The following is a 24,757-nucleotide window of genomic DNA, read 5'->3' as shown; positions in this document are numbered from 1 at the left end:
TTGATCGTCGGTTAAGCCGCTCGACTTGAGCGTCATGAGGTGACACTTCAGATCGGACGATCGAAGCGGTCGGGGGGGCTGGTCGTGACCGCCGAGTCCCGCAGAGTTTTTCTCAAGTTCGGACCAGAATCGGTCGAAGGGGCACGGACGCATCGTCCGCTGCCCAATGGTTCCATACACATGGACGGATGAGTGGTCGTTGTCTGATGCGTTGTGCAAAGTCAGAACGGGGCTCAATCGCTGTCGCTGCCCTTCGCAGTCAATGACAGTGTCGTTGTGCCGATCCCGCTGGATCGATGCCGCCAGAATCTGATCCAACGGGGAGCCCGTTCATTGAGCAAGGCAATGATCAGCCACCATGAACCAACGACCAGTCCGAAGACGACAATGATGCCGACAATGGCCGAAGTTCGCATGCGGGCCCGCAACTCTTCTACGGGTCGCAAAGCCGCATCTTTTCGTTCTTGAACGATGGCGAACCACTTTGTTGAGCCCACTCGGCTGAACGCTGCCAGCCATTTCCCACCATAGGCATCGGGATCGAATTCGCGAACGGGATCGATGTATTGGCGTGTGCGGTCGAATTCACCTTCAGGTGACGTCCCTTCATCTGACTTCCGCGATTGCTTCATCAACTGCTCTAGGTCATGTATCACATCCTCGTCGACGGTTCCTTCCAGCCGCAGTTTCTTGAAGTCGTTTTCTGAGATATTGCCAAGTTTGGAATCGTCCATCCAACTGTGGGCGACAAGCTGCCAGGTCTTCTTGCCGTCTTGATCGCTACCGTCGACGATGGCCAGCTTGCGATTCACGCCATCGACTTCGTTGCGCTGCCAACTGCGCTGATAATCTTTGAGAAGATTTCCAAGCGTCAGCGTCCGGCACAAGACGCCGATAACCTTTTCATCGATCTGTGGGTCCAGTACAGGAACCGATAGCGCGACAACGAATAGCTCAGAATTCGACGATTTAAACGGCTTTGAAATTAGCAAATTCTGAAGCGGATGATTGTCGATTGGGATCTCGTTCTCGGGATAGTCAAAATCGCCACCGTGAAAGAAGTGGCGTCCGGCGAAATTCTGATCCAGCTTTTCGCTTGGCGGTTCACGCCACCGCTGAATTCCCGAAGCGTCGAGCAGAAACCAACTGGCATCTTTGACCCGACCCAGTTCTGTCAATCGGACGTCGTTTTCCCGTTTTAGCCGTCCAAGAAGTTGCAGCAAAGGGTTTCGATCGGCCAATGGTTTCGTGGCGTAGTCGGCGACGATTTGACGCAATTCCTTGGATGCCGCGAGCGATTCCAACTCGTGACGCCGATCTTCCAGCTCGCGATTGATACTATCCGCGAGCAGGTTGACCGATAGGACGTCGCTTTCCAACGCGCGTCGCGTCAGATTCTCTTGTGTCGTGTTCACTGCGTCATTCATTGCCTCCATCGCCAACGGAACAAGAAAAAGCAGCAAGAGAAGTGGAAGGACCAGCCCGAGCAGGATCAAAGGTCGCCGGGCACGAAAACGCTCGCGCGCCACCAGACGATCAAGCACGGCCTGCGCGTTCGGAAAACGTTTTGACGGATCGATGGCCAGGCAGCGATCGATAATTTCGGCCAGTTGCTGATCAACTCCAGACACGCGGCGGTGCAGGGCGGGTTTCGGACCGCTTTGCACCAGATAGCGATAGACCGTCAGCCGATCTTCCAGAGTACCGGCATCGCTCAGACGTTGTTCATTCTCGTTCGTACGATGGGGTGGGACGCCCGTCAACATGTTGTAGAACAGGGCGCCCAGCGCATAGACGTCCCATCTCGCATCGGGAACGGCTTTCAAGTCGGCTTGCTCGGGGGCCATGTAAAACAACGTCCCCAGGGAATGGCTGTGTTCGTCAGCCAGTCGAGACTGGCCGAAATCGCATAATCGCGGTTCGAAGTCATGATCGAGCAAGATATTTGCGGGCTTCAGATCGCAATGCAGAATCCCGCTACCGTGGGCGTGTACCAGCGCCTGACAAATTCGCGTTCCGATGCGGACCGCGTCGGCGGTTGCAATCGGACCGGCCGCGAGCTGAGCCGCCAGCGAGCCGTTTTCGAGGTATTCCATCACATAATACGGCGGATCGTGATCCCAGCCGACCGCCAGCAACCCAACGATGTTCCGAGAGGTATACAGGACAGCCAGTTTCTCGACTTCACGTCCCAAGAGTGACCAATCGACTCCGCGACGATGTGTGTAGAACTTGATGGCGACATGCTTGCCGGTATTTTGCTCGCGCGCCAGCCAGACCGATCCGTACTTCCCTTCGCCTATCGGCTTCAAAATGCGATAGCCAGGCACAGCGGAGGGGGCGTCGCCTACCAGCCCGCTGAGTTCCTGCGCCCGGTGAATGGCATCCGCATCCTGGTCTTGTGTCGATTCGAGGGCCGTGGATTTCGAGGTGTCGACACTCATCTTCAGATTCTTCCTGACCTCTACACCCAGTGCCCTGTTGCGTTTGCCATGCCGACGACTTCGATTATAAGCACGAACAGGTCGCGTTGTGACAATCGAGGCGGCAAAAAACGTTGTTCAATCAACCTCCTCCGATCGGCGAATGCCGCACGCGGAAATGAAGCCGAGCCCCGCAGGCATGACCCACGAGGCTCGGTTCGTCTTTGATTCGGAATTCCTCACCTGGACCAATCCGTCACTCCTGAGGAGGACTCTCGATCCCTGGATGAGCTTCGCTTAGGACACTGTAACGGGGTTACCGCTCAGGACCTGAGCACCACCGAATGAGTTGCCAGCGTGCGTCAGCGTGATTGCAGCGGCACCACCGTTGGCGGTGATCGTCAACGTGCCAGCAATCTTCAGTGTACCGGCCGTATCGGTGACGGCACCACCGGAGATAATCGTCAGCTTGCCCGTTGTGGTCGTCGTTCCCAGGTTCATGGCGGCCGTCGAGGTGATCGCCACATCGTTCCCGATGATCGAGACATTGCCGGTGTATGCCGATCCGGCATTGGTCAACGTGACGTTGTTCTTGCCTGCGTTGATCGTTGTCGTGCCAGTGACCACGACCGCACCGCTGTCTGTGATTGCGGCTTTCGTGGTCAGGGCGAGGTTCCCGGTAATCGTCGAGGCACCAAGCTTCACTCCGCTAGTGGCATTGACCGTGACATTCGCACCTTTCAAGAGCATCGCACCGGTGAACAGGTTCGTTGCCGTGCTCAGCGACAGGTTCTGGCCTGTCGCGTCGATGGTCGTGATTCCACCGACGCTCAACTTACCCGTATTCGAGACGGCTCCGGCGGTCGAGGTCACTGTCAAGGCCCCGGTCAGCGTCGCGGTACCAAGTACGGTTGCGATGGTGTTCTTCACTGATGCTGATGATCCAACCAGCGAGACCGCTCCCGTGAACACATCGTTCTGGGAAAGGGTGATTGCTGCCGTGGTTGCGTTGAACGTCGATGTTCCGGTCACCGTCAACACGCCACTGTCACTAATGGCACCAGTCGACTTGACGCTTAGATTTCCAGTGACCGTCGAGACACCGAGATTCACGGCACCTGTCGCGGAAACCGTGACATTGGCGCCCTTGAGGATCATTGCTCCGGTGAATGTATTTGACGAGGTTCCCAAGGTCAGGTTCTGGCCGGTTGCATCAATTGTGGTCGTGCCGGTGATGGCCAGCTTTCCGTTGTTCGTGACGGCCCCGCCGGTTGAAGTCAAATTCAAGGTTCCCGTCAAGGTGCTGGCACCCAGCACGGTGGCAATTGAGTTTTTGAGTGACGCATTCGTACCGAACAAGCTAATCGCACCGGTAAACGCCGAGCTCGTGTTTGCCAAAGTAATGGCGGCGGCACCAGCGTTGAGTTTCGTTGTTCCACCGACTGTCCAGGCGCCACCATCAGTAATCGCGCCTGTGGTGATCACAACCAGATTGCCAGTTGCCGTTGTCGCGTTGAGAGCGATCGCCCCGGTGCCGTAGACCGAGACGTTGGCACCGGTAAGAATCAGAGCGCCGGTGAAGGCATTGGTCGTCTTAGACAAGGAAACATCTTTGCCAGTCGCGGTGATCGTCGTGATGCCGGTGACTGTCAGTGCGCCTGTGTTGCTGACCGCGCCCGTCGCGGTCACACCCAGAGTTCCAGTTGCGGTAATCACTCCCAGATTGACAGCTCCTGTTGCGGTCAATGCCACGTTGGCACCGGTCAGTGCAATTGCCCCTCCAAATGTGTTGGCCGCTGTATTCAGCGTAATGGCACTGCCAGCGGCAGAAACGGTCGTGGCACCGGTGACTTTCAACGTTCCCGAATTCGTGACGGCACCTGTGGCGGTGAGCGTCAATTTGCCTGTTGCAGTCACTGTCGCCAAGTTCACGGCACCCGTTGCTGCCAGCACGACGTTGGCACCGTTCACACTCACTGCTCCCGTGAACGCGTTGGCCGCCGTGCCGAGAGTCACGTCATTCTTTGCAGCACTAATTGTCGTGGTGCCTGTGATGGCCAAAGTACCGCTATTGGTGACTGCTCCGGTCGCTGTGACAGAGAATGCTCCTGCAGCGGTAGTTGCTCCCAACTTCACGGCACCTTTGGCCGTGACCGTAACCGCATTGCCGGTCAGGATCAGAGCACCACCAAATGTGCTTGCGGATGTTCCGACGGACAGATTATTCCCAGCTCCAGAGTTGATTGTCGTCGTTCCGCCAATCACGAGTTTCCCGGTATCCGTTACGGCACCGGCTGTTGATGTCAGCGACAGATTGCCCGTGAGGGTCGAGTTGCCCAATACCGTTGCTGCGGTGTTCTTCGCGGTCGCGTTGGCACCGACGAATCCAATGGCACCGGTAAAGGCCGAATTCTGAGCAAGTGTGACCGACGCCTTGCCCGCGTCAAACGTCGACGTTCCCGTGATGGTCAGAACGCCACTGTCTGTGATGGCTCCCGTGGCTTTCACGCTCAGGTTACCTGTCACAGTCGATACGCCCATGATCACGGCGCCAGTCGCTGTCACCGAAACGTTGGCACCTTTCAGAATCAGTGCACCGGTAAACGAATTTGTGGATGTTGAGAGGGTCAGGTTGTTGCCCGTCGCATCAATCGTCGTTGTGCCGCCGACGGTGAGCTTACCGGTATTTGTCACGGCACCCGTTGCGGAGGTAATTGACAGATTGCCCGTCAGCGTGGTAACGCCAAGAATGGTCGCACCGGTATTTGTGACGGTCGCGCTCGTTCCCGACAGGCTCAGTCCACCGTAATAGTGTGATCCGGCCTGCGACAGTGTGATTGTGTTGGCTCCTGCGGTGAATTTGGACAGGCCCACAATCGAGGCTGCCGAAGCGCTGTCGGTGATGGCTCCATTGGTTGTAACCGTCAGGGTCCCGGCGGCTTGTGGTCCTTTGAGATTCACTGCGCCCGTGGCGAGCAAAGTGAGATTCTTGCCGTACAGATACACCGACCCGCCGAACGTGCTGGTTTTGGTTCCGAGTGAGACGTCGGTTGTCGGAGTCGCCGTGATACTGGTTGTGCCTGTAACGGCAACCACGCCCGAGGTGGTCAGTCCGACGCAAGTGACGGTCAAATTTCCGCCGACCGTCGTGGCTGTCAGGTTCAACGCGGCATTTGATGTAATCGTCAAATCTTTGCCAGCAGCGGTTGTCGCTCCGACCGAAGCCACGTTCGTCAGTGCGAGCGTCAGATTTCCGGTTGTACCGGTCACCACCAGGCTGTCTGCAGCGCCACCACCGGTGAAGGCAACCTGCGTGATATTCGCACTCGTTGCGGTCTTAAGAGTTTGGTACAGAGCACCGTTAATCTTGATGTCAGTCTGTCCCGCGGCGGCGGTGACCGTGACGGCATCGGCTTTCGTTGTGCCGGTAATCGTCAGGATGCCGGTACCCGTCGCGAATGCGACACCCACTACCGACAGCATTTCCCGCTTTTCCAGCATTTCCACGCATGCGGGAGTTACCAAATCAAAGCGACGTTCGATGCCGTTTCGCTTATCCCGTGCCTGTTGCGAAATGTCCGTCAGGTTGGACCACAGATTCGTGAAACTCTTGTGGCCGGTGAAGAAACTTCGCATGACAGTGAGCTCCGACTGGGTGGGATAGTGAGTTGTCATGCACTCAGAAAACAGAGTGCGTTGTTTCGTGGGCGTCTGTCCCGAAGGACAGTTTGTGGAGATGGATCGTGTGAACGAGAATTGGCTTTACTGGCCCGCAATGCACTCGTTGTCCCTTATCTATCGAACCGACCTCAAACTCCTTGTGCGAAATGTGGAACATTTTCGAAAATTCGAATGACTCATTCACCGATCCCTGGAATGCTCGCCAAAGACCTCTTCCGTGGTGGCCTCGCGTCGCTCTACAACTGGCAGGTATTGAACGACTGTCACGATGAGAACAAACGGAGTTTGAGTTCATGGTCCAGTGACTCTGAACCTGCAGCTGGAACCACAGAACACTCAAGCAATCCCATGCGCTTGAGAGCTGACCCTGCGAGGCTGGTCCGCTCGTCTTGATTCCGACTGCCAAATTCTGGGTCAGTGTTCTGGTTGCTCGTGACGGGACGATTCAGTCGTGAGAGCGCGACTGTTCCGCGCGACGTTCGCAAGTCGCTCAAGAAGGGTGGCTGGCAGATGCTCGTCCCATCTCCCGTTAGTTGTCGGGATGTTGAAAGAACGGCCGTCGACGTTCTGAAACTTGTGATATGGGATGTATTCGTCTGTGCAGGTTTCTCGGCGGGAGCGACTGCTTTTGATCTGTCAGAGAATCGGGGAATCGAAATTGAGAACGAATAGATCGAATGGGACGTTGCATAACGCATCGTTTTGGCTGCGGTGTTGCAAGTTGCTGTGCTTCTGCATACATCGCAGACATTGTCCAACAGTCAGGACTCAATTCGGAGAAATCCGCTAATTTTTCGTGATAAATCGAGAATCCAACGAAACGCCGACGATTTTTCGTGGAGAATATAGGGAGAGTCCGGTGAATGTCTCAAGTTTTTCGTGTGAAACCTTGACTCGGGCTTAATAATTGCTTCAGTAAGGCTCTGGTGACGGAAAACCTGGATCTACTCTAAGGAGGGAATGATGCTTGTACTGACTCGAGGACTGAAACAGAAGATCGAGATCGGAGACCAACTGGTCACGGTCACAATTCTGGAAGTGAAAGGTGGACGCGTTCGCCTTGGAATCGAGGCTCCTGAGAGTGTTTCGATCCGGCGAATGGAACTCGTTCCTGAAATCACCGACACGTTAAGTACGGTCTCTGTTGACTGAGCAATCTGGCATTCAGGGATCCAGACGAGTGGTCGCCCGTTCTCGTCTTGTGTGAAAAGTTCTTTCGCGCTGCGTCGAAATCTTTCGCACTGGCGGTTTAAGTACCAGCCATTTGGGGTTCCAGCACTGCCAAGCCTTGCAGTGCTGGTTGGTCGCCGAGAATAGCGAAATGGGATTTCGCGGTCCTCGTGCTGTACGCGCCATCGGCGTCTTTAAGACGTGTTGTGAACAGTGTTCGATTTTATGTGAACACATGTTCTGTTTTCTGCCGCTTTGAGCGACTGCAATTACTCGACTGTGACGCTCTTTGCCAGATTTCTGGGACGATCGACGTTGCAACCTCTTAGAATCGCAATCTGATAGGCCAGCAATTGCAGCGGGATTGATGCGACAAGTGGTTGCAGATACTCGTCAACGTCTGGGACGAATATGACATCATCGGCGAGTTCGGCGATTTTGTCATCGCCTTCGCAGGCGATTGCGATCACCGGACCACCTCGAGCTTTCACTTCTTCCAGATTGCTCATGACCTTCGGATAGATTTGACAACGAGGGGCGATGAAGACACTTGGGGTGTGTTCGTCGACCAGGGCGATCGGTCCGTGCTTCATTTCGGCGGCAGGATAACCTTCCGCATGGATATAGCTGATTTCCTTGAGTTTCAATGCACCTTCCAAGGCGACAGGAAAGTTGTAAAGCCGTCCGAGATACAAGAAATTTTCGGCTGTGTAGTACTTACGAGCGACCTCTTTCACGGCATCGAAGCATTTCAACGTCTGACGAATCTTGTCTGGCATCTCCCGAAGATGTCCGATGATTCGCTGTCCGGCGGGATACGACAGATGTCGCATTCGCCCAAGGAACAGCGCGAGAAGTGTTAATACGGTCACCTGGGACGTAAATGCCTTGGTTGAAGCGACTCCGATTTCCGGACCGGCGTGGAGATAGATACCGCCATTCGCTTCGCGCGCGATCGTCGATCCCACGGTATTACAGATTGCCAGTGTCTCATGACCCTTTCGCTTGCATTCGCGTAGCGCCGCCAGGGTGTCGGCCGTTTCTCCACTTTGCGTGATCGCGAAAATCATCGTGCGATCCGACATCGGCGGATTGCGGTATCGCAGCTCGCTCGCATACTCAACCTCGACGGGAATTCGTGCGAATTCCTCGATCAAGTACTCTCCGACCAGTCCCGCATGCCAGCTTGTTCCGCAAGCGGTCAACACGATGCGATCGATCCGGCGTAGCGACTGGGCATCCATATTCAGGCCGCCAAATTTGGCCGTGGCTTCATCTTCATCGAGACGACCACGCATGGCATTCTCGATCGTTTGCGGTTGTTCGAAGATTTCTTTGAGCATGTAGTGCTCGTACTCGCCCAAGTCCGTGTCTTGTGACGTCTGTGCGAGCGCATGAATCGAGACCACGGGTTCGCTGCCATCCTGATGATGCAACACGAACGAATCGGCCGTGATCACAGCCGTTTCGTGGTCCTTCAAGTAGACGACCTCTTCTGTATTCCCGACCAGCGGGCTGGCATCACTGGCAAGGTAGTGTTCTCCTTTACCGATTCCGACCACCAGCGGACTGCCCAGACGCGTCGCGACGAGAAGATCAGGTACATCGCGGAAAAGCACCGCAAGTCCATATGTCCCTTTGATTTGCTTGATGGCGGATTCCACAGCCTGCACGCAGGTTTTGGCGTCCGTTGGACTGGCACCAAGCCGAATCGACTCGTCCAACTGGTGCGCGACGAGATGCGCGACGACTTCTGTGTCCGTAGACGTGCGAAAGACATAGCCGAGTTCACGCAGGCGATCGCGAAGGATCGAATAGTTTTCGATCACGCCATTGTGAGCCAACACGACTTCGCCATTGCCACCGACGTGCGGGTGAGAATTGGTATCGCTCGGCGCGCCGTGTGTGGCCCAGCGAGTGTGTCCGATGCCGATTGAACCCTTCAGCGGTTCCTGTCGGCAGAGTTCTGCCAGTTCGGTGACTCGCCCGGTCTTTTTTCGAATGCCAATCTGCTCGCCATCTTGAATCGCGATTCCCGCACTGTCGTAGCCACGGTATTCCAGCCGGAACAGCCCTTCGATCAGGTAACTGTATGCTTGCTTCGGCCCGACGTAACCAACGATTCCACACATGAATGAATACTCCGGGACAGCGGGAGATTGAAATAGCTTCGAGTATGACTAACTGAGAGATTGATTCCGCTCTGTTCGGGCGACTCGTAACGATTCACAGGAATTATAGGGCTGGCTTGCAATCTTTCAGGCAAGGACGCGCTCCTCGGAAGGGGCGCGCGGCACTCATAGCAGAAATCCGAAAACGGGGCGAGATCCGTCCGGCAAAGGTTTTCGGGAGGCGAAAATCGGCAAAAATGCTGGTTTTCGCTGCCGTTGTCCGCGCTGCCATGCCTGCCTCGCGCATCGCCTGTCTTGACGACATCGGTGACAACTCCGCCTGCGGTGGCCCGTTCGATTCAGAATTCGCTTTTGGCGACATTCCGATGCGAGTTGGCGCGCGGTTTTTCGCGCTTGCATGGAACAGGCGGCATGATCCTCATAACACGGCGTGGTGATTTCTGGAAATCCGTATGTTTCGTTTCGGCAACCTGGGAGAAGTCGAGCTAGGTTTCGGATGAGTCAAGTTGCGCCCTTCCTCGGCGAAGCATCGTTCCCTACGACGTCGATCAACGGAGTCCTTTCGAATCATGGCAGCCCCCACTGTTTCCTCATCCCGCGGTCGTGGTCCATCCTCCAACGAGATGGATTTTGACAGTCTGAAACGTCTAATCCATGGCAAACTGGTCGAAAAGCTAGACCTTTCGCGCCTGGGTGAACTTCAGGGCGAAACTTTGCGCCGCGAAATTCGCCTTGTCATTGAACACTTGTGCGACACCGAGAATGCGCTGCTGAATCGTTCAGAACGCGAGCGATTGATCGAAGAAGTTCTTGACGAGACATTCGGATATGGTCCGCTCGAAATCCTGCTCAAAGAGCAGGGGGTGGCGGATATCATGATCAACGGCCCCAAGAACGTCTTCATCGAAAAGAATGGACGCATTCAGCGTTCAGAAGTCACCTTTCGCGACAACGCCCACCTGATGCAGATTCTTGACCGAATCGTCTCACGGATCGGGCGCCGTATCGATGAAACGTCGCCGATGGTGGACGCTCGTCTGCCCGATGGATCGCGTGTGAACGCCATCATTCCTCCTTTGGCTCTGGATGGTCCCTCGCTGACGATTCGCCGATTTGGCTCGAAGCCGCTGGGGCTGGAAGATCTGCTGCGGTTTGGCGCGTTCACTCCGGAAATCGCGCTGGTTCTCGAAGGAGCGATCAAAGCGCGTCTGAATATCATCATCAGTGGTGGTACAGGTTCCGGAAAAACGACATTGCTGAATACGCTGTCCAGCTTCATTCAGAATGACCATCGTGTCATCACGATCGAAGATGCGGCGGAATTGCAGCTACAGCAAGAGCATGTGCTGCGATTGGAAACACGGCCCGCCAATATCGAAGGCAAGGGACGCGTCACGGCGACCGACCTGGTGAAGAACGCCCTGCGAATGCGGCCGGATCGAATCGTTATCGGTGAATGTCGCGGACCCGAATCGCTGGATATGTTGCAGGCAATGAATACGGGCCACGAAGGTTCCATGACGACGATTCACGCAAACACGCCTCGTGACGCGGTTTCGCGTTTGGAAACGATGATTTCCATGGGGGGAATCGAACTGCCAATTCGCGCCCTGCGACAGCAATTTGCCGGTGCTGTGGATTTGATCATTCAGGTTCAACGACTTCAGGGCGGGCCGCGACGTCTGACCTATATCACGGAGGTCTTGAACATGGAACAGGATCAGATCGTTATGCAGGATCTGTTCTTGTTCAAGCAGGACGGAATCGACGAAACCGGACGGGCATTCGGCCATTTTGAAGCGACGGGGGTTCGACCCTCGTTCATGCCTCGACTGGAATCGGCTGGCGTGAAATTGCCATCGAATCTGTTTGCCCAACGTCCATTGGGTCGCTGAACCTGAACTGGATCGGTCGTTGTGATCGTCTTGCCTCGAAAAGATCTGACACCAATAAGATCTGAAACTGGAAAGATCTGAAATGAGCCCCGTACTGATCATCTCGATTGCTGCGTTCGTGGCTGCGGCAGCGCTCGCAGCAGCATTGATGTCAATGTCCAAGGAATTCACCAAGACCAAGGCCGAGGACCGTCTTGATGCTCTCGCGGGCAACAAAACGATCGATGTCGAGAAGTCGCGTGGGATCATGCGGCAAGACTTTTCGAGCCTGGGGACGGGTGCAATCAGCGTCCTTGGTAAGACCTTCGGCTCAATGCGCGGCTGGGGATCCTTCCTGGAACAGGCCAATTCGCCCATCGATATGCAGGCTCTCGTCCTGCTCTGTGTCGGCTGCGGGCTCTTGGGGCCTATTCTGGGATTTGTAACCCAGATGCCCACTCCATTGCTGCCGGTGTTTGCCTTGATGACGGGCCCGCTACCGATTCTGTGGTTGGTCTTTCGCCGCAGTCGTCGTTTTGCCAAATTTGGTAAGCAGATTCCCGACGCACTCGGATTGATCGCACGTGCACTGCGCTCGGGGCACAGCCTGAATGCCGGGTTGCATATGGTGGCGGAAGAAATGTCGGCACCCATCTCCGTTGAATTCATGCGGGCCTACGAAGAGCAAAACCTGGGGATTCCGATTGAAACGGCGTTGAAGAACATGCAGAAGAGAATGCCGAATCTCGATCTGAAGTTCTTCGTGACGGCTGTTTCCATCCAGCGACAGACCGGTGGTGACCTCGCGGAAATCATTGACAAGATCTGCGATGTGGTTCGCGAACGATTCAAGATCCTTGGGATGGTTCAAGCGCTCACGGGTGAAGGTCGGTTGAGCGGTGCCGTCCTGATGGCCCTGCCGATCGGATTGTTTATCGCGGTGTATTTCATCAACCGTGACTATGTGATGCTGCTGTTCAGCAATGAGTTCGGCAAGAAGATGATTGGCTTTGCCATTCTCATGCAGATCGTTGGCGCGTTCGTCATCAAGAAGATCATCGATATCAAGGTTTGATCGTTCGTGGAATCGCAGTCACAGCCCGATTTGTTGATGGCGGATTTGGAAAATTCTTTTCGCAAGTGAGTTCGAGGTCATTATGACGATCACCATGTTGCTGCCCTGGATCATCTTTGTTGCCTTCGCTGGGGGTGTCTGGGCCGTCATGAATCTGTTCGCAAAGGACGAGTCTCGCGCCATCGAACGCTTGGAAGAATTGCGAGATCCGACTTTGCGTGAACGCGCCAAAGGGAAAAACAAAAACGGAATGACGTTGCTCGAAAGGGCGGCACCAACGCTCTCCAAAGCCTTGCAGCCAAAATCGGAGTTGGAAAGCAACGAGCTTCGCGTGCGCCTGGCGACAGCCGGATACAATTTGCCGAACGCGCAGCAGATTTATCTCGCGTCGAAGATGCTGCTGCTATGCGTCGGAGCGGTCTTGGGCGGTGGTGTGGGAATGCTGACCTATGGGCCCACCCAAAACGGCTATCTGACGATCGCCTGTGTCGCCGGATTCTTGTTCTACATTCCGGACCTGGCGATCGCGTTTCTTTCGTCATCGCGAAAGAAGAAGATTTTTCTGTCGATGCCTGACTGCCTGGACCTGCTGGTTGTCTGTGTTGAAGCTGGACTGGGCCTGGATGCCGGAATGCGGCGCATCGTCGAAGAATTGAATGACTCGGCACCGGAACTGTGTAGCGAGCTCAGTCTCGCCAACATGCAACTCCAGATGGGCCGTGCTCGACGTGACGTCTTGCACGATCTCGGTGTGCGAACGGGTTGCGACGACATGAAGGCGTTGGTTGCGACCTTGATCCAATCGGAACGATTCGGATCGTCGATCGCCCAGGCACTTCGCGTCCAGTCTGACGCCATGCGCACCAAGCGCCGACAAATGGCCGAAGAAAAGGCTCAGAAAACGGCCGTGCAGATGCTCTTCCCGATGATCCTGTTTATCTTCCCCGGAATCTTCGTGGTCCTGGTCGGCCCGGCTGCAATCAAGATGGTCAACATGTAGTTCAGTCAACATGCCGTTCGGCGGAGCGGGGAGTCGCGACATTTGAGCAAATGAGCTCGCCGCCGACTTCGATCCACGGGGGAATCACACCTGCGCCCAACCCTGGCTGACGATGCTTGAAGTGTCCAGCGTCATGCTCCTGAAACAACCCTTCAAGAAGGGTGTTCAATACCATGAACGCCATGTTGACCAGACTGAACAGATTTGGTGTCAAATCGGGCCGGCAGGCGCGCTGATCCCGGTGGAAGTGCCCAGATCGCAATCAAACATACCAATCTCGGATCGATCGTCTGAATGAGGCATCGATACCCTAAAGGGCCTGTCTTTTCCGTGAAAAACAGACAAACAAGGATCGAAGTCACTGATGACTTGAGATCACGCTTCGCGTCCGACAATCGGTTTGATCCTGGGAATTTGCACGACTCGCGCAAGCCGACAACATGTTGCCGTTTCGAATGATGCTTTTTCTCCACGCGGCATCGAAAATGCCAATCGTGTCAGGACTCACCTGATGTGTTGTTGTGATTTGCACGGTCCGAAAACTCGGGGATATACGCTCGATGGTCTCTCCTCCTGATTGGTTGTCGCAGTTTGTTGACTCGGTCGCTGCCAACATTCATTCTCACGATGTCCTTTCGCCGCTTGGATGTCATTTTCAACAGGTCCAAGAGATCTGGGAGGTGACTCTGTTTGCATCGAAAACAGAGATCGTGGGCGGATCGCAAGATGGCTTGATGTGCAGCGCCGGATTCAGCGTTGATGTGTCTGGACTGATCCGTTTGTTCTCGGATGTCGAGGCCGTGTCATGGCAGTCGCAGTCGCTTGGCCGCGGCGATGATCTGGGCGCTCACTTGTCGGTCGAAGGCTGGCATGAAGACAGGCAGGTCTGGTTACGGATCACGTCCGTTTCCCCGCGTCGATTTGGCGTCGGCCGTCGCGCCATCGTGAATCAGCAGCAGATCGAAGAACTCTGGTAGTCCAGGCGCGCAACTGATCACGATGGAACCGCCAGACCATCGTGATTCATGTATCGACGATGGTCTGGATAGATCAGAAATCGGGTTGGCGACGTGATCGAGCACTCCTCGGATCGAGATGCACGCGATCACGGCCGCTGAATCGACATCCAGTGAATCAACGGAGTCGAAACACTTTGCGCGCCCCTTGTAGGGCATCGATCAAAGCGTCAACTTCGCCCGTCGTGTTGTAGAATGCGAAGCTCGCCCGTGCGGTCGAGGTCACTTCCAGTAAATCGTGTAGTGGCATTGTGCAGTGATGTCCCGCGCGGATTGCGACGCCTTCCCGGTCGAGTAGATCCGACAAGTCGTGTGGATGCACTCCATCGACGACAAAGCTGGCAATCGCTCCCTTATGTTCAAGTCCCGGGCCAAGAACCCGTAGTCCAGAGACTTCAGCCAGGCGCCGATGTGCGTAGGCCGACAATTGATGTTCGTAGTCGGAGATCGCTTTGAGCCCCAGCGACTGGACATAGTCAATGGCTGTGCCGAGAGCGACCGCTTCGACGAAAGCACAGGTTCCCGCTTCAAATTTGGCGGGAGGATCGGCCCAAGTCGAGGTTTGTTCGAAGACTTCGCGAATCATGTGGCCCCCCGCGAGGAATGGGTCCATGGCTTCGAGCAGAGATTTTCGGGCGTAAAGCACACCAATGCCGGTCGGACCGTAAAGCTTGTGTCCCGAGAATGCCAGGAAATCAATTCCCGACGTTTTCACGTTGGTAATGTCGTGCGGAACACTCTGCGCCCCATCGACGCAAATCAACCCGCCGACGGCGTGGACGCGTTGTGCCAACTCATCAATTGGATTGATCGTTCCCAGCACATTTGACATCGCTGTGACGGCGAGCAGCTTTGTCTTCGTGGTGATCAATGCGTCAATGTTCGTCAGATCCAGCCGTCCATCCGCCGTCAGCGGGATGAACTTCAGGGTGGCACCCGTGGCTTTCACGGCCAGTTGCCAGGGCACCAGATTTGCGTGGTGCTCCATGGCATTAACCAGGACCTCGTCGCCGGGCTTCAAGAACTTTCTGGCCCATCCATGTGCAACCATGTTCAGCGACATCGTCGTTCCCGAAGTGAAGACGATCTCGTCGACTTCGGGCGCTCCGATGAAACGCTGAACTTTTTCTCGCGCGGCTTCGAGTTCCGTCGTCATGCGATCACCCAATTGGTGAATGCCGCGATGGACATTGGAATTGTAGTGCTCAAAGCATTCGACCATCTTGTCGATGACGACACGCGGCTTCTGAGACGTGGCCGCGGTATCGAGATACACGAGAGGCCGATCGTGCTGCAGGCGTTGCGAAAGAATCGGAAAATCGCGGCGCACGGCTTCGACATCAAATTCTGTCTGCGAGGCGGTAGTCATTTGAGTTCAGCGATCGAGCAAGAGGTATCTACATCAGCGTTACAAGTTCAAGGCATCGCTCATCGAATACAGTCCGGCCGATTGACCAGCCAGAAACTTGGCTGCCGTCAGCGACCCCGACGCGTAGCTGTCGCGAGACTGTCCGCGCACGGCAACTTCCAGTGTTTCGCCGAGCATCCCGAATACGATCGTGTGTTCGCCGACATTGTCGCCGACTCGCAAGGCATGATAACCGATTTCATTTCGGGGCCGCTGGCCAGTGCGTCCTTCACGTCCATGTACGTGATTCGTCTGCCCCATCTCAAGTGCGACGATCTCGCCGAACTTGAGCGCGGTGCCGCTGGGGGCGTCTTCTTTGAATCGATGGTGTCGTTCGATGACTTCGACATCGACGCCGCTGCTATGGTTCTTCAGGGCTCGACCAGCGTCGGCGACCAATTTCATCGCGATGTTGACGGCAAGGCTCATGCTGGGCGCCATGAGAATTGGCGTCGATTGCGACGCCGTCGAGATGGCGGCCTTCTGTTCTGGGGTCAGTCCCGTCGTGGCGATGACCAGAGGTATCTTCTTCTCGAGGCAAATCGCCAGAATGTGTGAACAGCCTTCGGGAGTCGAAAAGTCGATGATGACATCCACCGGCGTCCCGACAGTCGATGTGACGCGTACACCCAATTCGCCGATTCCAGCGAGAGTTCCAACGTCCTGGCCAATTCTTGACGATGACGCCGACTCGTATGCGGCCGTTACTTTCAGTCCAGGATCCTGTGCAGCCAGGGCGACGACTCGTTGTCCCATCCGACCGGCGGCACCATTGACGCCCAGTTTCAACACGCTTCCCATACTAAATTTCCTTATATGGCGGCCGCCATCGATTGATATTATTGAGCATTCGAGCTTTGCTGCTGCCTGGTCCAGTGCGCAGTCAAGTTGCAAAAGAACCGGTCTCCGCGATTGGACAGATCATTCGACCTGAAAGTTCGCGACGAGATGAATTCCTGCACAAGACATCATCGGGGCAAGCAGATGATGCAGCAAGCAGAATGAATCGAGAATTCGACACCAGCATTGGGACCGACGACGGATTTTGGATTCAGAACGCGCGATCCTCAGACGCAATCCGTACGCATCCTGTCCTAGGCCAACACTTCTACATCATGGCCATCCAAACTGGCCATGACATAGTAGAGTTGTTCAGATTCGCATTTTGAAATGTATTCGCGTGGCATGGCAGCAAGTGTCGCCGCATCCCATTCGATGATCACTTTCTGTTCCGGCGCTTTCCCCGACGTTTCCACGACAGTTCCCGTCCATCCGGCTAAGGGGATTTCAGGGAACTCGGGCGAATTCACCCCTGCTTTCACTCGGATGCGAGAACCATCAAGCCCTCCCGCGGCTTTCTTCTTCGCCATCAATACCTCGTCATCATGGCAGGTGTTGAAAAACGTTGCAGTGACGTCGTCCCCATGACCGTTCCAAAAGTCGACGTTCCGATCCGATGGGTTCGACGCCCCAGATCCTGTCAGTCGAATTCAATTCAGTCTGAAGCTTTCGGCTAACTCGACGATATCTGACAGCCGCCTCTGAAATCAAGCATCATCGACAGGTGGTGGCTGCCGATCTGCAACAATGATTTTGGCCAGGTGCCGCGCCCGATCGGCCAGCTTTCACGAATTCGTGTATTGAGAGCGGCGGCAAGCCGGCTCGCGGTTTTGGCAGCGAATTGCCGGTCGAATGTTGCAAATTCGATATTTCCTCTTCTGTCCGCACAACCGGATTGCGCCGCTCAAGCGGCAGTGGTCGACATCTGCCTACTGGTCTCTGTTGTTTCTGGGAAACACGGGCAAAAAAGTCAGATCCGGATTTCTGGCAAAACCTATGAACATGTTGATGGATTGCGAATACAGGAGAGTGAATTCCGCATCGCCGACTTAAGGCCGCCCGCGAATGGGGGGAGCATGAGATTTCGTGACATTTCGATCAGTTGGAAATTGACCTTGCTGGCCGTCGTGACGACGTTGCTGTCGATGGTGGCCGTCATTTCCACTGTGACGATGATCGATCGACAGCTTTCCCAGATGGCAATGGTCGAAAGTTACGTGACGCTGGCAGATCTGCTCGGGCAGAACTGTCTGAATTCACTTGAAGCGAAAGATCTCGGCACCGCGACCCAGACGCTCTCGTCGATCCGAAAAGATCATCAGGTCGTCTTCGCGAGTCTCTATGACCAGGATCAAAACGCCTGTGCGACGATTCAAAGTCAGGTGACTGCCGTTCCGGGGCTGAACTGGGCCCAGTCGATGAACGGGACGTTCGAAGAGGGTGTGTTGCACATTGTTCGCCCGATTCGCCGCGACAAGTCGGTCTACGGGCACCTCTACTTGCGGATTAGTACCGAGAAACTTGAATCGCGCTGGCGCGATCAGTTTATCGTTGCCGCCTACATGTTTTGCCTCAGTCTTCTCGTGGCTGTGGCACTCGCCACTCGATTGCAACGCTTCATTTCAGGCCCGGTTCTGCATCTTGTCGACACGGTGCGAAGCATCACGCAAAGCGGAGACTACTCGGTCCGCGCCGAGAAGAATTCGGGCGATGAACTGGGCGAACTGGTCGACCGTTTCAACGAAATGCTGGCAACGATTGAAGCGCGTGACGCAGAACTCGATCGCCACCAACAGAATCTGGAACACCTGGTCGAAGCACGCACGCTTGAATTGCAGCAAAAGACACAAGAGGCAACAGCGGCCTCGGTCGCGAAATCGGTGTTTCTTGCCAATATGAGTCACGAGATCCGGACTCCGATGAATGCCATCATTGGCTTTGCGCATATGCTTCGCGAAGGGAATGTCGACAGTGACGAAGAACGTGTCGAGTTCCTGAATACGATCTGTTCCAGCGGCCAGCATTTGATGGGGCTGATCAACGATATTCTCGATCTTTCGAAGATCGAGGCAGGATGCATGACGACCGAAAGCATTCCAGTCTCGCCCCATCAATTGATCGCCGATGTGATTTCCATCTCTCGGGTCAATGCGCTGACGAAAGGACTGGGACTTGACTATCAATGGGTCGGACCGGTGCCTAAACGAATTACGACTGATCCGGCGAAGCTCCGGCAACTGCTGATCAATCTGATTGGAAATGCCATCAAGTTTACCGAGCGTGGTGGCGTGCACGTGATTGCTCGTCTTGCCGTCAATCAGCGCAGCCTGCAGATCCAGGTTATCGATTCCGGAATCGGAATTGCGTCCGACAAGCTCGAAACAATTTTCACGCCGTTCTCACAGGCGGATGCGTCAATGACGCGTCGATTTGGTGGAACAGGGCTTGGGTTGAGTATCAGCCGCCAGATGGCCGAAGTTTTGGGAGGTTCACTGACTGTTGAAAGTGAACCAGGTATTGGCAGCACGTTTACCGTTGTTGTCGCGACGGGAAGCGTCGGACAGTTGGAACTGCACGCATCCGCTCCCGTTGCCGACGTGATTCCCACTGCGAATCCCGATGGCATCGATCCGATCGAATCGGTGCCTCGAGGTTGTCGCGTACTACTTGTTGAAGACGGCGATACCAATCGACGACTGATTCATAAGATGCTGGAACATCACGGGATCGAGGTCACGGATGCGGTGAACGGTCAGGTCGGAGTGGACTTGGCGACGTCGCGAGAATTCGACGTCATCCTGATGGATATGCAGATGCCCGTGAAAGACGGATACACCGCGGCAACCGAACTGCGAGCGAAGGGGCTGACGATTCCGATCGTCGCTCTGACGGCACATGCCATGTCCGGGGATGCCGAGAAATGCCGCAAGGCAGGCTGTTCAGAATATCTGACCAAGCCGATTCAAGAAGCGAGGTTGCTGACAAAACTCTCGGAACTTCTGAACGGTCGTACTATGGATCGGGGCACGTCCCCAATCGAGCGCGTCCGATTCAATACCGACCGAAAGTCGGTCACTGAGAATGTCGTTGCCATCGACGAGATCGCTTCGGATGTCACGCTCGATCAACCGCGGCCGAAAGTTCGTGTTTCATGTGCTTTGCCGCTGGACGACGAAATCTTTCTCGAAATCGTGCAAGAATTTTCCGTCAAGCTGACGCGTCAGGTGGAACGGATGAAGTTGGCCTATGCCGCTGAAGAATGGAATGAGTTAGTCGAGTTGGCACACTGGCTCAAAGGCAGTGGGGGAACGGCGGGCTACGAACAGTTCACAATCCCTTCGAGTCGTCTTGAAAGAATGGCGAATCAGCGTTGCTACGATCGAATCGGGGCGGTGCTGGACGAAATCGACGAACTGGCGAAAGCCGTCGCAGAAGAACTGGAGCCCCTGGCCGCAACTTCGACTTAGCAGGATCAATTGCAAGGGGGCATCGCTCAACACGGCGATCCTTCCCAGGAATGCACGAATCTCGCTTCAAACCCCGACGGATTGATCGCAACTCTCGACGCTGTGGGTGTGTCGAACTGCCTCAATCGCGACCACGATCCGATTCATAATGACAGTGATGGCAACCATGGAATTTCCAAATCTTCGAGCGGCGTTGTTGATGCGAGCGGGGGCGAACACCGCAAGTACTGGCAGTCGTCCCGCGGACGAGTCCTCGGTCGAGAAGGGCATTGAGGGCGATAAGGACACTGGAACCAGCGCTCTCGATCTCGGCAAGACGGTCATTATGTCAGCGCAGATCGATATTGAAGCGGAAGACGTTCAGACTGACATGGCGATCGACGCACCCGAACCGCAGCCTGATTCTTCGGCGGTCTGGATGCCGAAGCGGCATGTACCGAGTGCGGTCTTGGCGGATTCTCGACTTTCCGCACTCTTCAATCGAGTGCAGACACTTCTGGGTAGCAAACAATCAGAGGATGTCGAAGAGTTCATTCCTAAAGTTCCCGAATCGCTGCAGGAGTCTGGATTGTCGGCAGAAGAAGTCGAACGACTGATTCTGAAATTTTTGCTGCAGAAGGGGACCTCCAGCGGTCGGGCGATTGCGCATCAGATTCGGCTGCCGTTCGGCATCGTTGATCCGTTACTCAAGTCGTTGAAGTTCGATCAGCTGTTGATGCTGATGAATTCGGTGGACATGGGCGACTATGAATATGGAATCACCGAACAGGGCCGCGAGCGCGCCCGACGATTTTCGGAAGAATGCACATACTACGGGGCGGCACCCGTTTGTCTGCGCGACTATCTCAAGGCAATGGAAGTTCAAAGCATCGCCAAACAAACGGTCGGCGAGGCGGCGCTGCGCGAGGCGTTTGCGGATCTGTTGATCAACCCGGCGCTGCTTGATCAACTGGGGCCGGCCATCAATTCGGGCCGAGGAATGTTTCTGTTTGGCGCACCGGGAAATGGAAAAACGAGCATCGCGGAACGAATTACGCGCTGCTTTGGGACCACAATCTGGATTCCGCGATCGCTTGGCGTGGACGGCGATATCATCAGACTGTACGACCCAGGCGTTCATGAAGAAGTCGAAACGGAATCCAATCACGCACTGTTCGACCTTTCGGGAGTCGATCCACGTTGGGTTCAGATCGTGCGTCCGACCGTCGTGGCCGGCGGTGAACTGACGATGTCCGAACTGGAGGTTTGTCAGAACCAGCAGACCAAAGTTTGCGAAGCACCGCTGCAACTGAAGAGCAACTGCGGAACACTGGTGATCGATGACTTTGGCCGCCAGCGAATGCCCGTCGATGAACTGCTCAATCGTTGGATCGTGCCGCTCGAAAAGCGATATGACTTTCTCAATCTACCCAGCGGCAAGAAGATCCAGGTGCCGTTCGATCAACTCATCATTTTTTCGACGAACCTTGAACCCAAGAATCTGGTCGATGGAGCGTTCTTGCGACGAATTCCATACAAGATTCAGGTGCCTGATCCAAGCGATGATGAGTTTCGCGAGATCATTCGACGACTCTCGCCAAAGATGGGCTTTCAATACGACGAAGACGCCGTGAACTATCTGATCGAAGTTCACTATCACAAGGTCGATCGTCCCTTTCGGTCATGTCAGCCACGTGACCTTCTGCTGCAGGTCAAAAACTATTGCACCTACAAGGCGACACCTCGCAAGATGTCGCCTGCTGCGTTCGACTTCGCGGTGATGAACTACTTCTCGATCATGTGATCGCAGGCCGTCGACCTGAGTGTCGCTGCGGCCTGTTCGGGGGGCATGGAATTAATATGGATGCCCGCCCCCCATTCAAACCCGGCAATCCCCGAGATTCGCGGCAGAATTTCGAGATGCCATGAAAACGAGGGATGATCTTCCGCGCGGACCGGTGCCGTGTGAATGGCCAGGTTGTAGGGGGGATTGTCGCAAGCCAGTTCCAGCTTGCACAGAATTGTCTTCACCACCGTCCCCAGGTCGTCCACTTCGATCGGCGTGAGCTGAAAATAGTGGCTGTTCGAGCGTTGGGGGATGATCCAGGTTTCAAAGCTGAATCGGCTGGCAAAGGGGCAAATTGCCACAAAGTGATCTGTTGCGAGCACCACGCGGGCCCCTATCCGCAGTTCGTCTTCGATGATCTTCTGATAAATCGATTGGCTCGTCTTTTCATAGTGGTCCAGGGCGCGTGACAGCTCCTCTTGAATCAATGGCGGCACAATCGGAGTTGCAATCAGCTGTGAGTGTGAATGTCGCACCGATGCGCCCGCGGATTGGCCCTGATTCTTAAAGATCGAAATATGAGCGATCCGAGGATCACCTTTGAGATCCAGCATCCGGTCGCGATAAGCCAGGAAGACCTCGCGAACGTTCTCGACGCTCAAATGAGAAAGATTCGATTCGCAATGCGGGCATTCGACGATGACGTCATGAACGCCCCAGGCCTCGACGGTGAGATTCAACCCGTCCGAGTGTGTTCCAAGGCCGCCATTGCGATCGACTGCGGGAAATTGGTTTGGAACAATTCGGACACGCCAGCCTGGGCCGTTGGCGGTTGAACCCGCATTCCGATAGGCCAAAACTTCGGAGGGAGTGGCCGATTCATTTCCTTCGGCAAATGGATCGTCGAACGTCGACTGCGAGACCGTTGCGTCCAGGATTTCAAATGGGCGATTTGCACGTTCGGGGGCAATCACGACCCACCGGTCGAAGAGCGGGTCCTTACGAAATTCCGGCATGGCGTTCAATTCTTTCGAGTCGATATCAGGCGAAGTTTTCTGCTGTGTCGCCTGAATGCCGCTTCTGATGACCATTCGCCATGGAGGCCGGAAACGCTGTCACACAGCCATTTGTGATCAGTCCCACGCGATCTGTGTTCTGGTGGAAGGATGCGCTGAACGGTATCAATTCTGTGGCGAATTGTCGTGGTTGCTCGCTCCCGCACCAATACCGACAGGAGCCGTTCGCTTGGCCAGGGCACGGTCATAGACGCGAACATACTCGTTCGCGCTCGACTTCCAGGACCAGTCTTGTTTCATTCCGACCTGCTGCAGACGATTCCATTTCTGAGGATCAGAGAACATGGATCGGGCGCGACAGATGTTCCAGAACAGAACGTCGCTGCGGAATTCGCGGAAGCTGAAGCCGTTCGCAATTCCTTTCTCAACGTTCTCGTCGGTGGCATCGACGACGGAATCAGCCAGCCCGCCGACCGCGCGAACAATCGGGACCGTTCCATAGATCAGGCTGTACATTTGGTTCAACCCGCACGGCTCAAACTCACTCGGCATCAGAAACGCGTCGGCGCCCGCTTCGATCTGATGCGACAGCTCTTCATCGTAGCCGATCGTCGTTGCAACCTTGTCGGGCTTCTGACGCGCCAGGTCTTGCAGCAAGCCCTCGAAACGTGGTTCGCCTGATCCAAGAAAAATGAGCTGGATGTCCTGATCGAGCAGCATGGACGCACATTGCTCGACCAGTTGAAACCCTTTCTGATGCGTCATGCGCGAGATGCTGCCCAGTAGCAGGACCGACGGATTTTTCGGCAGCCCCAGGCGTTCTTGAACTGCCGCCTTACAAGCGGCTTTGCCCGCGTTCAGTGTCGACGCCGAATAGGTTTTCACGATTTTTGTATCGGTCTGAGGATTCCAGACTTCGGTATCAACCCCATTCAGAATTCCGACAAGATCGGCCTGACGCGACGTTAATGCTCCATTCAAACCACAGCCAAACTCAGGGGTTCGGATCTCGCGTGCGTACGTTGGACTGACAGTCGTGACCAGATCCGCGAAGGTGATTCCTGTCTTCAAGAGATTCAGATGGCCGTAACATTCCATCTGTTTCCAGTTGAAGTACTTCCAGTCCAATCCGGTTAGCAGCATGTCCCAATGCCAGAACTGGCCCTGGAAGGCCATGTTGTGAATTGTGAAGACGGACGCGGTTTGTTCAAAGCCCGGGGTGCCTCGATATTCGATGTTGACCAGGGCGGGGACGAGGCCTGTCTGCCAGTCGTTGGCGTGAACGATATCGGGCCTCAGGTTCAGCAATCGAATCGCTTCCATGACCGCGCGGCTGAAGAAAATGAAGCGTTCGCTGTTATCGCGATAGTCCTGATCGTGCTCGACATACAACCCTGCACGATCGAAATACCCAGGCTGATCGATCAGGTAAACCGTGACTTTGGACCCCGGCAAGGTAGACCTGAGGATTCGGCCTTCCACTTGTTTGGAACCGACCATCACGCGAAGTGAAATGCCCGTTGGCTCGATTGGCGGTGCTTGTTCGCCCCCCTTCGAGATCATTCGCGGATAGTGAGGTGTGATCAACGAAACTTCGTGACCAATTTGTCCCAGTGCCTTGGGCAGCGCCGCGGCGACATCGGCAAGTCCGCCGGTTTTCGAAAAGGGAACTGCTTCGGAACTGGCGAGTACGATCCGCATGAACTGGCAGCCTTCACGCCGCTCGACAAGCTCTGCCGGCGACGCCACAACGTTGTTTGATCTTTGATCGGGACCGCGCACGCCGGCGCGACATCTGACCCCGTATCGGCACGCATGCGTCGATTGCTCCAGATTGACATGCCTGGATAATCCTGTCGAGGGACAAAGTGATGTCGATTCGGGCTGATT

15 protein-coding genes are annotated in these 24,757 nt (G+C 55.2%); 7 read left to right on the top strand and 8 right to left on the bottom strand.

The window, feature by feature from the left end; all coding sequences use genetic code 11:
* Nucleotides 1–233 precede the first annotated feature (233 nt).
* Both OSO_RS0108645 and OSO_RS0108635 read right to left on the bottom strand, forming a co-directional pair.
* Nucleotides 234–2,444 carry a protein kinase domain-containing protein gene (locus OSO_RS0108645; protein ID WP_010583013.1) on the bottom strand — a complete coding sequence of 737 codons (2,211 nt, stop codon included), beginning with the start codon at nucleotides 2,442–2,444 and terminating at the stop codon, nucleotides 234–236.
* A 276-nt stretch (nucleotides 2,445–2,720) separates the two neighbouring features.
* Complete coding sequence (locus OSO_RS0108635; protein WP_010583012.1) at nucleotides 2,721–6,059, bottom strand: beta strand repeat-containing protein; 3,339 nt, start codon at nucleotides 6,057–6,059, stop codon at nucleotides 2,721–2,723.
* Nucleotides 6,060–7,067: 1,008 nt separating this feature from the next.
* Here OSO_RS0108635 and OSO_RS42715 point away from each other — a divergent pair.
* Nucleotides 7,068–7,256 carry a carbon storage regulator gene (locus OSO_RS42715; protein WP_010583009.1) on the top strand — a complete coding sequence of 63 codons (189 nt, stop codon included), beginning with the start codon at nucleotides 7,068–7,070 and terminating at the stop codon, nucleotides 7,254–7,256.
* 287 nt (nucleotides 7,257–7,543) lie between these two features.
* On the opposite strand, the gene glmS is transcribed toward OSO_RS42715, so the two are convergent.
* Nucleotides 7,544–9,406, bottom strand: coding sequence for a glutamine--fructose-6-phosphate transaminase (isomerizing) (glmS, locus tag OSO_RS0108615; RefSeq protein ID WP_010583008.1), 1,863 nt, complete (start codon nucleotides 9,404–9,406; stop codon nucleotides 7,544–7,546).
* A gap of 569 nt (nucleotides 9,407–9,975) precedes the next feature.
* On the opposite strand from glmS, the gene OSO_RS0108605 reads away from it, so the two are divergent.
* The 4 genes from OSO_RS0108605 (at nucleotide 9,976) to OSO_RS0108575 (ending at nucleotide 14,332) form a co-directional block, all read left to right on the top strand.
* Nucleotides 9,976–11,301, top strand: a complete 1,326-nt coding sequence (locus OSO_RS0108605) for a TadA family conjugal transfer-associated ATPase (protein WP_010583006.1) — start codon at nucleotides 9,976–9,978, stop codon at nucleotides 11,299–11,301.
* Between the two features lie 82 nt (nucleotides 11,302–11,383).
* Nucleotides 11,384–12,355, top strand: coding sequence for a type II secretion system F family protein (locus OSO_RS0108600; protein ID WP_010583005.1), 972 nt, complete (start codon nucleotides 11,384–11,386; stop codon nucleotides 12,353–12,355).
* An 82-nt stretch (nucleotides 12,356–12,437) separates the two neighbouring features.
* On the top strand, nucleotides 12,438–13,355 hold the full coding sequence (locus OSO_RS0108595; protein WP_010583004.1) for a type II secretion system F family protein: 918 nt from the start codon (nucleotides 12,438–12,440) through the stop codon (nucleotides 13,353–13,355).
* A gap of 560 nt (nucleotides 13,356–13,915) precedes the next feature.
* Nucleotides 13,916–14,332: a hypothetical protein gene (locus OSO_RS0108575; RefSeq protein WP_010583002.1), complete on the top strand. Its 417-nt coding sequence runs from the start codon at nucleotides 13,916–13,918 to the stop codon at nucleotides 14,330–14,332.
* 157 nt (nucleotides 14,333–14,489) lie between these two features.
* Here the strand turns inward: OSO_RS0108575 and OSO_RS0108570 are convergent, their stop codons facing one another.
* The 3 genes from OSO_RS0108570 to OSO_RS0108560 all read right to left on the bottom strand — a co-directional run bounded on the left by OSO_RS0108570 (nucleotide 14,490) and on the right by OSO_RS0108560 (nucleotide 17,149).
* Nucleotides 14,490–15,740, bottom strand: a complete 1,251-nt coding sequence (locus OSO_RS0108570; RefSeq protein ID WP_010583001.1) for an aminotransferase class V-fold PLP-dependent enzyme — start codon at nucleotides 15,738–15,740, stop codon at nucleotides 14,490–14,492.
* Nucleotides 15,741–15,779: 39 nt separating this feature from the next.
* Nucleotides 15,780–16,580: a 4-hydroxy-tetrahydrodipicolinate reductase gene (gene dapB, locus OSO_RS0108565; protein ID WP_010583000.1), complete on the bottom strand. Its 801-nt coding sequence runs from the start codon at nucleotides 16,578–16,580 to the stop codon at nucleotides 15,780–15,782.
* A gap of 293 nt (nucleotides 16,581–16,873) precedes the next feature.
* A complete protein-coding gene (locus OSO_RS0108560) occupies nucleotides 16,874–17,149 on the bottom strand; it encodes a hypothetical protein (protein WP_010582999.1) in 276 nt (91 codons plus the stop codon).
* A 546-nt stretch (nucleotides 17,150–17,695) separates the two neighbouring features.
* On the opposite strand from OSO_RS0108560, the gene OSO_RS47645 reads away from it, so the two are divergent.
* Nucleotides 17,696–20,086, top strand: a complete 2,391-nt coding sequence (locus OSO_RS47645; protein ID WP_157605098.1) for an ATP-binding protein — start codon at nucleotides 17,696–17,698, stop codon at nucleotides 20,084–20,086.
* Between the two features lie 166 nt (nucleotides 20,087–20,252).
* The gene (locus OSO_RS0108540) at nucleotides 20,253–21,869 is read left to right on the top strand and encodes a DUF8689 domain-containing protein (protein ID WP_010582997.1); all 1,617 of its coding nucleotides are present in this window, start codon (nucleotides 20,253–20,255) and stop codon (nucleotides 21,867–21,869) included.
* On the opposite strand, the gene galT is transcribed toward OSO_RS0108540, so the two are convergent.
* The gene (gene galT / locus OSO_RS0108535) at nucleotides 21,851–22,867 is read right to left on the bottom strand and encodes a galactose-1-phosphate uridylyltransferase (RefSeq protein WP_029246791.1); all 1,017 of its coding nucleotides are present in this window, start codon (nucleotides 22,865–22,867) and stop codon (nucleotides 21,851–21,853) included. The genes OSO_RS0108540 and galT overlap by 19 nt on opposite strands.
* A 165-nt stretch (nucleotides 22,868–23,032) precedes the next feature.
* A complete protein-coding gene (gene glgA, locus OSO_RS42705) occupies nucleotides 23,033–24,616 on the bottom strand; it encodes a glycogen synthase GlgA (protein WP_010582995.1) in 1,584 nt (527 codons plus the stop codon).
* Between the last annotated feature and the right edge of the window lie 141 nt (nucleotides 24,617–24,757).

Origin of the sequence: Schlesneria paludicola DSM 18645 (assembly GCF_000255655.1) — a bacterium.
GTDB lineage: Bacteria > Planctomycetota > Planctomycetia > Planctomycetales > Planctomycetaceae > Schlesneria > Schlesneria paludicola.
Note: the sequence above shows the minus strand (reverse complement) of the source record. Positions and strands in the feature narration are given on the sequence as shown.

Bases quoted from the DNA above. Each gene is read 5' to 3' on its own strand.
- OSO_RS0108645 (WP_010583013.1), bottom strand. From the start codon at position 2,444: ATGAGTGTCGACACCTCGAAATCCACGGCCCTCGAATCGACACAAGAC.
- OSO_RS0108635 (WP_010583012.1), bottom strand. From the start codon at position 6,059: ATGCGAAGTTTCTTCACCGGCCACAAGAGTTTCACGAATCTGTGGTCC.
- OSO_RS42715 (WP_010583009.1), top strand. From the start codon at position 7,068: ATGCTTGTACTGACTCGAGGACTGAAACAGAAGATCGAGATCGGAGAC.
- glmS (WP_010583008.1), bottom strand. From the start codon at position 9,406: ATGTGTGGAATCGTTGGTTACGTCGGGCCGAAGCAAGCATACAGTTAC.
- OSO_RS0108605 (WP_010583006.1), top strand. From the start codon at position 9,976: ATGGCAGCCCCCACTGTTTCCTCATCCCGCGGTCGTGGTCCATCCTCC.
- OSO_RS0108600 (WP_010583005.1), top strand. From the start codon at position 11,384: ATGAGCCCCGTACTGATCATCTCGATTGCTGCGTTCGTGGCTGCGGCA.
- OSO_RS0108595 (WP_010583004.1), top strand. From the start codon at position 12,438: ATGACGATCACCATGTTGCTGCCCTGGATCATCTTTGTTGCCTTCGCT.
- OSO_RS0108575 (WP_010583002.1), top strand. From the start codon at position 13,916: ATGGTCTCTCCTCCTGATTGGTTGTCGCAGTTTGTTGACTCGGTCGCT.
- OSO_RS0108570 (WP_010583001.1), bottom strand. From the start codon at position 15,740: ATGACTACCGCCTCGCAGACAGAATTTGATGTCGAAGCCGTGCGCCGC.
- dapB (WP_010583000.1), bottom strand. From the start codon at position 16,580: ATGGGAAGCGTGTTGAAACTGGGCGTCAATGGTGCCGCCGGTCGGATG.
- OSO_RS0108560 (WP_010582999.1), bottom strand. From the start codon at position 17,149: ATGGCGAAGAAGAAAGCCGCGGGAGGGCTTGATGGTTCTCGCATCCGA.
- OSO_RS47645 (WP_157605098.1), top strand. From the start codon at position 17,696: ATGAGATTTCGTGACATTTCGATCAGTTGGAAATTGACCTTGCTGGCC.
- OSO_RS0108540 (WP_010582997.1), top strand. From the start codon at position 20,253: ATGGAATTTCCAAATCTTCGAGCGGCGTTGTTGATGCGAGCGGGGGCG.
- galT (WP_029246791.1), bottom strand. From the start codon at position 22,867: ATGCCGGAATTTCGTAAGGACCCGCTCTTCGACCGGTGGGTCGTGATT.